At 51.0% G+C, this 11,949-nt stretch carries 14 protein-coding genes; 7 read left to right on the top strand and 7 right to left on the bottom strand.

Annotated features, from left to right (window positions below):
* Nucleotides 1-104: 104 nt before the first annotated feature.
* Nucleotides 105-1,286, top strand: coding sequence for an MFS transporter (locus tag ACAW87_RS11460; protein WP_370723534.1), 1,182 nt, complete (start codon nt 105-107; stop codon nt 1,284-1,286).
* A 106-nt stretch (nt 1,287-1,392) separates the two neighbouring features.
* Nucleotides 1,393-2,049 carry an HAD family hydrolase gene (locus tag ACAW87_RS11455; protein WP_370723533.1) on the top strand — a complete coding sequence of 219 codons (657 nt, stop codon included), beginning with the start codon at nt 1,393-1,395 and terminating at the stop codon, nt 2,047-2,049.
* Between the two features lie 88 nt (nt 2,050-2,137).
* Here ACAW87_RS11455 and ACAW87_RS11450 read toward each other — a convergent pair whose 3' ends face one another.
* Entirely contained in the window at nt 2,138-2,617 is a 480-nt protein-coding gene (locus ACAW87_RS11450) for an MOSC domain-containing protein (RefSeq protein ID WP_370723532.1), read from the bottom strand.
* A gap of 144 nt (nt 2,618-2,761) precedes the next feature.
* Nucleotides 2,762-3,223, bottom strand: a complete 462-nt coding sequence (locus tag ACAW87_RS11445; RefSeq protein WP_370723531.1) for a hypothetical protein — start codon at nt 3,221-3,223, stop codon at nt 2,762-2,764.
* 93 nt (nt 3,224-3,316) lie between these two features.
* On the opposite strand from ACAW87_RS11445, the gene ACAW87_RS11440 reads away from it, so the two are divergent.
* A complete protein-coding gene (locus tag ACAW87_RS11440; protein WP_370723530.1) occupies nt 3,317-3,859 on the top strand; it encodes a hypothetical protein in 543 nt (180 codons plus the stop codon).
* A gap of 1 nt (nt 3,860) precedes the next feature.
* Here the strand turns inward: ACAW87_RS11440 and ACAW87_RS11435 are convergent, their stop codons facing one another.
* From ACAW87_RS11435 to ACAW87_RS11425, 3 genes are all read right to left on the bottom strand, one after another.
* The gene (locus ACAW87_RS11435) at nt 3,861-4,373 is read right to left on the bottom strand and encodes a MarR family winged helix-turn-helix transcriptional regulator (RefSeq protein WP_370723529.1); all 513 of its coding nucleotides are present in this window, start codon (nt 4,371-4,373) and stop codon (nt 3,861-3,863) included.
* A gap of 38 nt (nt 4,374-4,411) precedes the next feature.
* Nucleotides 4,412-5,341, bottom strand: a complete 930-nt coding sequence (gene ctlX / locus ACAW87_RS11430; RefSeq protein WP_370723528.1) for a citrulline utilization hydrolase CtlX — start codon at nt 5,339-5,341, stop codon at nt 4,412-4,414.
* Between the two features lie 70 nt (nt 5,342-5,411).
* Complete coding sequence (locus ACAW87_RS11425) at nt 5,412-6,875, bottom strand: arginine deiminase family protein (RefSeq protein ID WP_370723527.1); 1,464 nt, start codon at nt 6,873-6,875, stop codon at nt 5,412-5,414.
* A gap of 183 nt (nt 6,876-7,058) precedes the next feature.
* On the opposite strand from ACAW87_RS11425, the gene ACAW87_RS11420 reads away from it, so the two are divergent.
* From ACAW87_RS11420 to ACAW87_RS11405, 4 genes are all read left to right on the top strand, one after another.
* The gene (locus ACAW87_RS11420) at nt 7,059-7,532 is read left to right on the top strand and encodes a Dps family protein (RefSeq protein ID WP_370723526.1); all 474 of its coding nucleotides are present in this window, start codon (nt 7,059-7,061) and stop codon (nt 7,530-7,532) included.
* A 78-nt stretch (nt 7,533-7,610) separates the two neighbouring features.
* Entirely contained in the window at nt 7,611-8,687 is a 1,077-nt protein-coding gene (locus ACAW87_RS11415) for a M20 family metallo-hydrolase (protein WP_370723525.1), read from the top strand.
* A gap of 244 nt (nt 8,688-8,931) precedes the next feature.
* Nucleotides 8,932-9,246, top strand: a complete 315-nt coding sequence (locus tag ACAW87_RS11410; protein ID WP_370723524.1) for an autorepressor SdpR family transcription factor — start codon at nt 8,932-8,934, stop codon at nt 9,244-9,246.
* 36 nt (nt 9,247-9,282) lie between these two features.
* A complete protein-coding gene (locus ACAW87_RS11405) occupies nt 9,283-10,884 on the top strand; it encodes an alpha/beta fold hydrolase (RefSeq protein WP_370723523.1) in 1,602 nt (533 codons plus the stop codon).
* Between the two features lie 10 nt (nt 10,885-10,894).
* On the opposite strand, the gene ACAW87_RS11400 is transcribed toward ACAW87_RS11405, so the two are convergent.
* Both ACAW87_RS11400 and purN read right to left on the bottom strand, forming a co-directional pair.
* Nucleotides 10,895-11,299, bottom strand: a complete 405-nt coding sequence (locus ACAW87_RS11400; RefSeq protein ID WP_370723522.1) for a hypothetical protein — start codon at nt 11,297-11,299, stop codon at nt 10,895-10,897.
* A 38-nt stretch (nt 11,300-11,337) separates the two neighbouring features.
* Nucleotides 11,338-11,928 carry a phosphoribosylglycinamide formyltransferase gene (gene purN / locus ACAW87_RS11395; RefSeq protein ID WP_370723521.1) on the bottom strand — a complete coding sequence of 197 codons (591 nt, stop codon included), beginning with the start codon at nt 11,926-11,928 and terminating at the stop codon, nt 11,338-11,340.
* Nucleotides 11,929-11,949 lie beyond the last annotated feature (21 nt).

The raw sequence follows: 11,949 nt of genomic DNA, 5'->3' as shown, positions 1-11,949 counted from the left end.
CTGAATTCAATTCGAGTTCAAAGGGCGTTCAACAAGTCAATACAGCATCAGAAACCGTAAATGAGAGAACAGTGGTCTGCCGCTCTGAGGGCTATCTTTGTGGTATGAATTCATCTGTTCAACTTGTTCATTCGTTCACCCGGCATTTGTCTGTCTTCTTTAGCGATGTGCAGGCAAGGGCCGTAGGACTGGTTTTTGCCACCGAAAGCCTGGTGTTTGGTAGTTGGGTAGCGCACATTCCGCACGTGAAAGATACGCTTCAACTGTCGGACGCACAGTTGGGGATGACGCTTTTTGCCATGCCTGCCGGGCTCATTACCATGAATCCGCTGACGGCCTGGGTGGTGGGTAAGCTAGGGCAGGCCAACGCCTGCTTCTGGGCCGCTATGGCCCTGTGCCTGAGTCTGCTTATTCCGGTGACGGCCACCAATATTCCTATGCTGATTATCGGTCTGTATATGGTGGGCCTCTGTAGTGCGCTGCTTAATGTGGCCATGAATACACTGGCTACCGACGTGGAAAAAGCAAAACGAATCGTGATTATGTCGTCGTGCCACGGTATGTGGAGTGTGGGTGGTATTGTAAGTTCGCTTGTCGCCGGCATAGCCATTGCCAGTCATGTTCCGCCTGGCTTACACGTGGCCGGGATTTCCGTTGTGGTGTTGGCAATTACGGTTTTGGTTCGCCCCATTCTACTATCGGTGCCCGTGGTGCCGCCCGAAAAATCAGCGTCGTTTGTGAAACCCAACCTGGATCTGCTGCTGATGATCTTTATTGGCCTGGCTGTGGCAATGGGTGAGGGGCTGGCCTTCGACTGGAGCGCGGTTTACCTTCGCGATTCGCTGAAAACAAGCGGACAGATAGCGGCACTGGGTTTCGGTGCTTTCTCTCTGACCATGACCCTGGGCCGTTTCATGGGCGATGCTATTATTCCCCGCATTGGTGCTAAACGCTGGCTGGTGCTGGGTGGACTTATTGGGGCGGCAGGTCTGGTGCTGGCCGTGGCGATACCTACGCCGGCGGTAGCTCTGCTGGGCTTTGCCATGCTGGGCGCGGGGAGTTCGCTGGGCGCTCCTATACTCTATTCGGCAGCGTTGCGTATCCCCAATATTCCCCCTGCCGCCGGGTTGGCTACGTTTGCTACGTTTAGTTTTGTTGGCTTTTTGGCTGGTCCGCCCATTATCGGTTTCATTGCCGAAGGATTTGGCCTGAATTGGGGCCTCCTGTTCGTTGCCTTTATGCTGCTCGGCTCAGCACTCGTCAGCCGATTTGTTAAGTTATTTTGAAACATGAAGTCTAATGTCTAAAGTCTAAAGAGCTTCGCCAATTGACAAACGGTAAATCAGTGGAGCACTTTGGACTTTAGACATTAAACTTTAGACCCAAAAAAATATGCTCAAAGCAGTAATATTCGATATGGATGGCGTCATTGCCGATACCAACCCACACCATCAGATTGCCTGGCGTAAATATTACGAACAACATGGCCGTACGCTGTCTGATGCTGAATTTGTACAGTACGTTTCAGGCAAACACAACCGGGATATTCTAGGTCATCTCTTTCCCGATCAGACTATTGCCGTGGCTGATTTCGATCAACTCGCCTACGAAAAAGAAGCCCTTTTTCGTGAAATTTATGCGCCCGACGTGGTAGCTGTTCCGGGCCTGGTTGACTTCCTGAAGGTGCTGAAAGAGAACGGTATCAAAACCGCAGTAGCTACATCTGCCCCTGTTGAAAACCTTGATTTTGTGATCGACGCACTGGAACTACGTCCTTATTTCGACGAGCTGCTGCACGAAAAACTGGTTACACGTCCCAAGCCCGACCCTGAGATTTACCTGAAAGCGATGGGCATGCTGGGCGTATCAGCCGAGGAATCGATTGTGTTTGAAGATTCGATGACGGGCGTAAAAGCGGGTCGGTCGGCCGGTGCCCGGGTTATTGGGCTTGCCACCACCCATACGATTGAAGAACTGACTGAAGTAACCAACGACGTGATCACCGACTTCACCGAAATGAACTGGGAACGGTTGACGAAGCCTAGGTAAGTTTGGTTTGTAGTTTGTAGTCTGTGGTTTGTTGTTGCGCTGCTAAATCGAGCAAAGGGCCCTCAGCAGCGCAACAACAAACCACAAACTACAAACCAACACTATCTCCCACCCGTACCTGACCGCCCTGGATTACTTTAGCGGTGATGCCACCGTGGCCGCGCAGGGCGTTGTAGCCGCCTTTACCCAGCGCCGTCTCCATTTTCGAACAGGGATGACATTCGCCTGTGTATTCCAGAATCACGTCTTCGCCAATCCTAAATTGGCGGCCTTTCAAGGCAAGTAAATTAATGCCCGATACCACCATATTTCGGCGCAGGAGGGCAGGGTCAAGGTTGGTGATGCCTACGAAAGCGGCAATAGCTGGCAGGTGCTCCGCCTGAATCAGGGTGATGTGTCGCTTCCCGTTCTGCCCGGAATAATGATCGCCTATCAAACCATTCTGTTCGGAAACGGTCACCACCTCCACCGATTCTACAGGTACGTTCCTTTGTGGACGAACACTAATCCAATCCACCCGGCCGGGATGGGCAACGGTTCCGAAAAGTTCGCTGATGTTGAGGGGCATTTTTTTGAGGTCTAATGTTTAAAGTCCAATGTCTAATGTTCAACGTCTAATGTTCAACGTCCAAAGGGCTTCGCTGACTTACCATTGGTAATTTTAGCGAAGCCCTTTGGACGTTAGACATTAGACATTGGACTTTAGACTTCTTTAAATAGAAGGCGCAAACTCTAGATTGACGTCGGTTTTCTGACCATCGACGGTTGTGTTTTGCCGGATAATAAGCTTAGTGCGCGAGAGGTCGATGATGGGGAAGATGCCTGTAAAACCCGTTACCTTGATGTCGAGAGCGGCGTTTTCCTGAATCATAAACCAAGTGCCTGCATTGATGATCTGTTTGGTAGAACGATCAATGGCGCGGGCAACATTTTTATCGGTAAACTGAATATCGGCAAAATTCAGCGCCAACGCACCTACCCCAAGCCGATTTACGGCAATAGCGCCACCACTCGTGTCGGTAATGCGAGTTAATCGCCAGTCATTGGCAACCAGTAATTCAGGCCGGGCGGCAACAGTCTGAACTGAATTATCTTCTTTGCAGGATAATAATCCTGAGAGTAAGATAAAAGAAAGAACAAATAGGCTTTTCTTGACGAAGTGAATGCGGTTCATAGGCGGAGAGAACTGTTTTTTTTGCTATTTTACTAACTCAACGAATCAATTACAGGTTTCACATACACCATCGCTTCTCAACACGTTGTCAAGATGAAACGGCTCTTTCTTTTTCCTGTACTTTGCGCAGTACTTTCGGCCTGTGCCACTAGTCAGCCAACGTCGGGTCATCAGCCTGTCGATGAAACCGAGTACTATGTAAAAGCCGCGCCGATAGAGGAATTAAACCATCGACTTTTGCCCGACCCCATCGGTGGATTAGGGCACAGTAGCGATAGCCAGCTTCGGGTAACCGATATTCGACTGACGGCTAAATATACGGTGCTCTACCTCACATTCGATCTTAGTAAGGGACAGTACGGTAGTAGCGCTACCTCCCAGATTTCAATCGATCCTAAAGCGCAGTTGGTGAGTCTCGACGGGAAAGAAACCTTCAACTTCGTTAAAGCCGAAGGAATACGCTTATCGCCGGATACCAGTGAAATTCAGGCTGGAAGCAAAGCTAAATTCGTTCTCTACTTTGAACGGCTAACCCCCGGCGTCGATCAGTTTGCCCTGTTTGAATGCAAAGATTCGCCGGGCCTTTCCTGCTGGAACATCACCGATATGCACGTAGAAAACCCCGCTAATCAATAAGCTAGACTGCCGGATCAGATGGCGTGTTCAGGCACTCGGCGGCGGAAAAAATCTGCTTTGTCAGCGCAATGGCCTCGTCCTCGCCCAACTTCTCGGTAAATTTCTCCCAGTTTTTCTGCCAGGCACTGCTCACGGCTGGAGCCATAGCTGCTCCCGCTTCAGTGGCGAACACCATCGTGTGCTTACCTACCGTTTCCCGTCGCGCAAGCCCTTTCGCTTCTAGTTTTTCGATGAGCCGGGTAATCGTTGAAGGAGACAGCAATAGTGTTTCGCTCAGGTACGTCGGTGAAATACCGGGTGTCAGGGCAATTTCGCTTAGCAGGTACGCGTGCGAATACGAAAGTCCCATTTTGGCAAACTCACCATCACCAATTGCCGTTACAGACCGCGCGAGTGCATTGGCCGCAAACAGCAGACAGGCACCAAAGCGCGTAGGTACGGCCGGAATGGGCACCGGTTTTTGCGGTGAGCAGCCAGGGTCGGTCGGGATGGTTGAGTCTGTTACTGTTCTCATAGCAGGGTAACAACAAGGGCAAACAAAGCGTTTGCTTTCTACTTCGAGGGTAGATGCACTTCGGTCATCATACACCGTGCCGATCCACCACCGTTTGCCTCAATCGTCGACAAATCGAAAATTTGCAGGGTTGCGTAATCATCCAGCACATCAATCTGCTTGTCGGTCAGCGATTGGTGCGCCTGCTTCGACATAACCAGTAGTTTCTGTCCTTTAATCGTGCTCACCAGCAGCATGTTGCCCGCAAAAGCATTCATTTGCTCGGGTGTAATCTCGATGACGCGTTTCCCCAGCCGCTCCAACTCCTGACGAACCATCAAGCGTTCGTCGAGGTCCTGAATGGCTTGCAAACAAATAACGGCGAAGGTGTCACCAATGCTCATCAGTACGTTAGTATGATACACGGCGCTCCCTGTATCGTCTACCGCCCGGAAAGATATTGTTTTGTACCCGGTTCGGTTACTGAATTCGGTCAGCACATCTGCGTTGGTGCGTGGCGACAGGCAGGCAAAAGCAACGCGATTCATGCGATCGAGCACCAAACTGCCTGTTCCTTCCAGGTATTTTCCTTCGTTTTCAAAAGTGGTGAGATCAACCACTTTCGAGACGTGAAAATGCTGCGACAGATCATCGATAATATCCTGCCGACGTTCGAGGCGGCGGTTTTCGGCTTGCATGGGGTACAACACCACCGTGCCGCTGTAGTGAAATGATACCCAGTTGTTCGGGAAAATTGAGTCGGGTGTGTGTGGGTCAGCGGTATCATCATAAACCATCACATCTACGCCACTGGCCCGAAGTTGCCGAACCATTTCATCGAATTCGCGCTGTGCATTTGCCTGCGATCGTTCAATGGGCTGACCAGCCAGGGAAGTATCCTGAAATGTGTTCGACGAGGCTGTTTGCTCATTAAAGCCAAACCGAACTGGCCGAATCATTAATATTCGCGACGTAGTTTGTGATTGCATAGTGAAGAAAGAATAAAAGCAAAACCGCTTTGAAATAGGTAACGTTTCGTTAAAAATACAGCTAAATCGGTCAAAACCCGTCGCGGAAAAGGGGCAAACTCATGCAATGGCTACCACCACGTGCCCGACTCAACTCGGCGGAGGGTAGCATAACAAACGTGTTTTCAATGGTTTCCGGCGAGGCGTCTCCCCGTTCGAACCGGTCGAGCAGGTCGGCGGCGGTGACCACATCGAAACCGGCTTCGCGGAAGGCCTGTGCGGTGTAGTCGTTACGGTCGTAACCCACCACGACGCCATCTTTTAGGGCCAGCAAATTGCACGAATCGGTCCACTGTTCACGATCGCCGAAGGGAAATTCGTTATTTCCGGAATAGATAAACCGCACGGGTTCTGTAGCCCCGAGGTCGTTTGTGCTGATGTCGGCCAGCAAATCTTCCAGGTTATCAATTTCAGTTGGTTTCTGCTCGTGCCCTTTTCTGAACTGAAGAATTTTAAGGTCTTCCGATAGGTCTTTGGGCGCAAAGAAGTGCATCACATCGCGTTTTCTGGCTTCGTCGCCGGTTCGGCCCAACGTACCCAGCAATACCCACACGTTTCGTTTTACCTGCGTGAAAACAGTGTCGATATGCATGTAATCACGCTTTTTTGGAATTTTGACAATGGTCACTTTATCAACGACGCCTTTCTCAAATACCAGCCGCATTACCTGCTGCGCCGCGTAGAGGGTAGTGCGTTCGCTGCAACCCACCATCAGGTGCCGGGGGGCAATCATCATCACGTCACCACCTTCGAGGGTAGACCGGTTCAGGTCGCGGGCCGTCTCCGATTCGGGGAGCAGAAAAGCATGCTCGTTGTCGGGAATCTCGATGATTTTATCCCGGTAATTGGCAAAGAACGGGTGATTGAAAAAGATGTATTGAGCCAGCAACGCCTCACGGGTACGTGCCTGCATAGCAGGTTTGTTCAGCAGAATATGGTCGTTGATAACAATGCCGATATCGCGGGTGAAAATGAAGTTCGGCAGTGGAGCAAACAGCATTTTCTTATCGGGCAATGAACCAGAAATCAGAATTTTAGCCAGTTCGGTAGGCGACACGTCGGCCAGTTGCTGCTGGGTTCTGAACGAGGTACGTTCAATGCCACAAATAGCCGCAATAAGTTTGGTTCTGATTACCTCGTCGGCCAGAATATCGGAGAGCAGGCACTGAACATCAATTACTTTTTCTGACGCAAAATAGTCGGGGTGATCAGGTTTGAAAAACCCGCGATCGGTACCGGGAGCGAGGTCGGCTACCCGCCCTTTTATTTTGTCGGGATCCAGGAAATACAGCAGCAGCTTAACGTAGAAATCATATTCATCGCGGCGCATCATATCGAGGTTCACGATATCTTCAAAGAGCCAATCCTGCGCTTTAGACGGAATAACCTTGCCTAATCCTCGGTCGGGGCTGTGAATCAGTAGGCGCCGGAGCGTACCTATTTCAGACGAAACGCGGATAGATTCGGTGGTGGCAGGCGATGAATGGGGAAGCATACAGACAGTCATTAATTTATACCGCAAGGTACGTGATTGGCCGTAAAACTCCCGACCCCAAGTAGATCACGACAACTGAGTTAATGGTTTTAACAAATGGACTTGTTCTTAGTTACAACAGTAGACCATTCGCCGAGAATGAGTCTGTTTTTAGTCTGATTGCAAAACCACTCAATAACGATTATGAAACCCAACATTGGCCTAGAGCAAGACGTATTGAAAAAAGACAATGAACTGCTAAACGCGTTCCTTGCCGATTTGCACGTACTATATATCAAAACCCGTAAGTTTCACTGGGACGTTAGCGGCCCAAGTTTCAAAGAGTATCACGAGTTCTTCGAAGAACAGTATACCGCTCTTGAGGTTGAAATCGATCAGGTGGCCGAACGTATCCGTCAGCTGGGTGGTCGGCCCATTGCCACGATGCAGGATTTTCTGAAGGCAGCAAGCCTGAAAGAAGATCACGATGGACACATCGAAACCAAAGAAATGTTCAAACGCCTACTCGACGACCATGAGCAGGTGATTCGCGAACTACGTAAAGATGTAGACACAACCGACGAAGAGTTGGGTGATGCCGGTACCGCCGATTTTCTGACAGGTTTGATGGAAGCCCACGAAAAAATGGCGTGGATGCTGCGTAAATACCTGTCGTAGAAGATGTTGAATTAGTCTAGTGCCGGGCTGTCTGAGGTGAAAACGTCGGGCAGCCCTTTTTTGTGTTTCTTTGTAGCCATGATTTCTCCTGCCCCGCCCGCCCTTGTTGAGGGTGCTCTTGCCCTGCTAAAATCGTTGATTGCCACACCTTCGTTAAGCCGTGAGGAGGGACCAACCGCTGACCTGATTGAGACGTACCTGAGTCAGCAGGGTGTTGCCTGCCAGCGGATTGGGCATAACGTGTGGGCGAAAAATCGACATTTTGACCCCGACAAACCGACGCTGCTCCTCAATTCGCACCACGACACGGTGAAGCCCAATGCTTCGTATACCCGCGACCCGTTTTTGCCAACGGTCGAGGATGGCAAGCTCTACGGACTGGGAAGTAACGATGCGGGTGGTTGTCTGGTGAGTTTGCTGGGTACGTTCGTCTATTTTTACAATCGGTCTGATCTGACTTATAATCTGGTAATGGCCGCTACCGCCGAAGAAGAAATCTCGGGTCGGGGCGGGGTCGAAATGCTGTTGCCTCACCTGCCCCCGATTGATGTGGCGCTGGTGGGCGAACCGACCGAAATGCAACTGGCCGTTGCCGAGAAAGGGCTGATGGTACTGGATTGTACCGTTCATGGCCGTGCCGGACATGCAGCCCGCAACGAAGGGGATAACGCCATCACTAAAGCGATGGCCGATCTTCAGTGGTTTCAAACCTACCACTATCCGAAGGTGTCGCCCGTACTGGGGCCGGTTAAGCAATCGGTAACGATCATTAACGCCGGTACACAGCACAATGTGGTGCCCGACACCTGTACCTTCACCGTCGACGTGCGGGTAACCGAGCAATACACGCTGGAAGAGGTGCTGGAAATTGTTCGGGCCCATGTACAGGCGGAGGTCGTACCACGATCAGTGCGGTTACGGTCGTCGGGCATTCCGCTCGATCATCCGCTGGTACAGGCGGGGCTAGCTCTGGGGCGAATCACTTATGGATCGCCAACGCTTTCTGATCAGGCGCTGTTGCCCATGCCTTCGCTGAAGTGTGGCCCCGGCCATTCCGAACGTTCCCACACCGCCGACGAATTTGTCTATGTTCACGAAGTCGCTGATGGAATTGCCGGGTACGTTGCCATGCTGGAAGGGTTGACCGGACTGTAGACACACGTAACACGGAATTTAGTCGGGGACGCCTAGTCCGTTTTTTTAAGTTGTGAAGAGCTGATTATGAGCATATCTCCCAACTTGAAAGGGTATTAAGGCTTCGCGGACTCAATTTCCAAAGCTTCAGTATTACCGTGTGGCTTACTCTCAATAAAAACGGACTGAAGTCCGTGTTACGCTATTTAAAACAGTACCTTGCCCAGTAATTAGATAATTGTCTAAATACTTAAATGTAAAAGAGATGAATGCGCTGTTTAAAGCGTTGAACGATCCGACTCGTCGGCAGATGCTGGAGTTGTTGCGGAAAGGTGATCTGACAGCGGGTGATATTGCGGATCAGTTTGCCATGAGCAAACCCAGCATTTCGCATCATCTCGATTTGCTCAGGCAGGCCGGTCTGGTCGATTCTACGAAGAGTGGGCAGTTTGTGACTTACACCTTGAATACAACGGTACTCGACGAGTTGCTGGCCTGGCTCATGGGCTTCACCGGATCATCAGTACTCAATACATCGCCCCCAACCGAAGACATTAATTCAGCTGATAACTCTATTTAACTGTGTTTCTGTCAACTTATTAATCAAGTGTCTCTAATGGAAAATTTTTCACGTAAGCTGGAATGGGTGCTGGCTGTACTTACCCTGTTGCCGCTGGTTTATCTTGCCTTCATCTGGCGTGGTTTGCCGGCCGACGTACCTACTCATTTCAACGCTCAGGGTCAGCCCGACGATTACAATTCCAAAGAGGCCCTCGGTATCGGGGTTGTTCTCTTCTCGGTTTTTAACTATCTGTTACTTCGCTTTATTCCCGCCCTTGATCCTAAAAAAGGCTTGCAGTCGGCTAGTTATGGGCGTATCCGGTTTACTGTAACCATTTTCATGAGCGGTTTGACGATCCTGATTCTGTATATCATCCAGTCGGAGAAATCCGGGCCGGTGGTTGCCGATCTCATTTTACCGTTTGTCTCTTTGTTGCTGGCTGCCCTCGGGAATGTGATGCTGACTGTGCCCCAGAATTATTTTGTGGGTATCAAAACGCCCTGGGCGCTGGCTAGTGAGGCCAACTGGCGGAAAACGCACCGTATGGCGGGCTGGCTTTGGGTTGGTGGCGGTTTGTTGGCTTTCTTCACCACGCTGGTGCTACCTACTTCGTTAAAAACACCCGTTTTTCTGAGCATTACGTTGTTGCTGGCGCTCATTCCCTACATCTATTCGTACCGTCTTTTCAAGCAGGGGCTAGCCGTTGTGTTGCTGGCGTTGCTGGGTGCGTCGGCACAGGCACAGTCGGAAGAGACGCTCAGGTACGTTGTTACGCAACCGGTGGGGATGAGTCTGACCCTCGAAGGTACATTGACATTGCCCGCCACCACCCGCAAACGCGTACCCGTGGTTTTGCTCATTGCCGGCTCCGGTCCCACTGATCGGAATGGTAATAGCAGCATACCGGGTTTTGGGCAAATAAACACGTTCAGGCAGTTGGCCGATAGCCTGGTAAAAAGGGGCGTGGCCGTGTTTCGATACGATAAACGAGGGAGCGGCCTTAATCTGATGACCTATGCCAGGCAGATGAACAACGCACCGCTCGACTTCAATTTCATGGCAGACGATGCTGCGGGTTTTATTCGGCAATTGCAGGCCGATAAGCGTTTTTCGTCGGTAACAGTGGCGGGGCACAGTGAAGGGGCACTCGTGGGCATGTTGGCGGCCGTTCAGACGAAGGCGAACCGATTTATATCCATTGCCGGTCCGGGTCAGAATATTGCCGAGATTTTGAAAAAACAGTTTGCCGATGGGGGAGTAGAGGGCGACGTTTTAGCTACTGCCACCCGCGATCTGGATTCCCTGAAGGCGGGTTTACTAGTGAAGAATCCGCCGAAATCGCTGGTGAGTATATTTTCTACCGCTACGCAACCCTACCTGATTTCGTGGATGAAACACGACCCGGCTGTACTGCTCAACACGTTTAAAGGGCCGGTTCTTATTTTGCAGGGGAGACACGATATCCAGGTAAGTATAACGGAGGCAGAACGGTTAAAGGCCGCCCAACCCAAGGCAAAACTGGTCTTTTTCGACAAGATGAGCCACATTTTGAAAGAAGCCCCCGCTGATCGGGCAGAAAACGCAGCTACCTATAACAACCCTAAGCTGACCATTATGCCAGCCCTGGCCGACACCATAGCGGCGTTTGTGCTTTAGCGGACGGACCCTACATTTCCCGTTCCTGTTTGTATTTCACGGCCAATCCCTCCAGCGAATAGCCATTGGCGGTAGCGGTTGTGAAATACTGATAGCGGACATTAATTAGCGCGTCGGCTCCAAGACGTTGGGCTTGCAACGTCAGTTTACCCATCAGGGCGTCTTTATCAAGCATGGTGTTGCCTCGCCCCAGCATACGACCGCCTTTTATACGTTGACCGGCCTGAAGAGGCGTTTCTTCGTTGATATACAGAAACTTAAGCTCGTCGTACGCCCGGCCGGGTCTTTGTTCGGCGTAGAACAATTCTACCGGGTATTTAGGGCCGGTCGAGATGGGAATAGCAGGACGGAAACAACTGGCCAGCCCCAATGAGAAACAGGCAACAAGGGTGAATAAGGCAGGGTAGCGAGACATAGTGTGATGAGTAAGTTCAGGTACGTTGTCAACTAGGGTTACTGTGGTAATGTTGTCAGTAACTCAGCCACTACGCGCGGGTAATGGGCATATTCCAGCGCGTGCACTTTTGCGGCCACATCGTCGGCTGAATCGGTGGGCGTTACCGGGCATTTTGCCTGGAAGATGATCTGTCCTTCGTCGTAGTGTTCATTCACCAGGTGAATGGTTATGCCCGATTCGGTTTCGCCCGCAGCCACCACAGCCTCGTGCACATGCTGTCCGAACATGCCTTTGCCGCCAAATTTGGGGAGCAGCGCCGGGTGGATGTTAACGATTCGGCCTGGAAATGCTTCTACCAACGCGGCGGGAACCAGCCACATAAATCCCGCCAATACGATCAGATCGATTTGCTGAGCTTGTAATAACTGCACAATACGATCGCTCTGGCGAAAGGCCAGCCGGTCAAAAACAACCACCGGCACGTGCTGTTCGCAACCAAATCCCCGGCGCGAGCGCTCGATGACCCCCGCCGTTGGATTATTGGTCAGGATGAGTACAATCTGTACATCTGTCTGGCTGGAAAAATAACGGGTAATCTCTTCGGCGTTACTGCCCGAACCGGAAGCAAAAATGGCGATACGTTTCACAGGGGAATACTGAATTAGCGA

The organism is Fibrella aquatica (assembly GCF_041321135.1).
GTDB lineage: Bacteria > Bacteroidota > Bacteroidia > Cytophagales > Spirosomataceae > Fibrella > Fibrella aquatica.
This window is presented reverse-complemented; position numbering and strand designations above follow the sequence as displayed.

Bases quoted from the DNA above. Each gene is read 5' to 3' on its own strand.
- ACAW87_RS11420 (WP_370723526.1), top strand. From the start codon at position 7,059: ATGAAACCCAACATTGGCCTAGAGCAAGACGTATTGAAAAAAGACAAT.
- ACAW87_RS11405 (WP_370723523.1), top strand. From the start codon at position 9,283: ATGGAAAATTTTTCACGTAAGCTGGAATGGGTGCTGGCTGTACTTACC.
- ACAW87_RS11450 (WP_370723532.1), bottom strand. From the start codon at position 2,617: ATGCCCCTCAACATCAGCGAACTTTTCGGAACCGTTGCCCATCCCGGC.
- ACAW87_RS11400 (WP_370723522.1), bottom strand. From the start codon at position 11,299: ATGTCTCGCTACCCTGCCTTATTCACCCTTGTTGCCTGTTTCTCATTG.
- ACAW87_RS11440 (WP_370723530.1), top strand. From the start codon at position 3,317: ATGAAACGGCTCTTTCTTTTTCCTGTACTTTGCGCAGTACTTTCGGCC.
- ACAW87_RS11410 (WP_370723524.1), top strand. From the start codon at position 8,932: ATGAATGCGCTGTTTAAAGCGTTGAACGATCCGACTCGTCGGCAGATG.
- ACAW87_RS11415 (WP_370723525.1), top strand. From the start codon at position 7,611: ATGATTTCTCCTGCCCCGCCCGCCCTTGTTGAGGGTGCTCTTGCCCTG.
- ACAW87_RS11445 (WP_370723531.1), bottom strand. From the start codon at position 3,223: ATGAACCGCATTCACTTCGTCAAGAAAAGCCTATTTGTTCTTTCTTTT.
- ACAW87_RS11435 (WP_370723529.1), bottom strand. From the start codon at position 4,373: ATGAGAACAGTAACAGACTCAACCATCCCGACCGACCCTGGCTGCTCA.
- ACAW87_RS11455 (WP_370723533.1), top strand. From the start codon at position 1,393: ATGCTCAAAGCAGTAATATTCGATATGGATGGCGTCATTGCCGATACC.
- ctlX (WP_370723528.1), bottom strand. From the start codon at position 5,341: ATGCAATCACAAACTACGTCGCGAATATTAATGATTCGGCCAGTTCGG.
- ACAW87_RS11460 (WP_370723534.1), top strand. From the start codon at position 105: ATGAATTCATCTGTTCAACTTGTTCATTCGTTCACCCGGCATTTGTCT.
- ACAW87_RS11425 (WP_370723527.1), bottom strand. From the start codon at position 6,875: ATGCTTCCCCATTCATCGCCTGCCACCACCGAATCTATCCGCGTTTCG.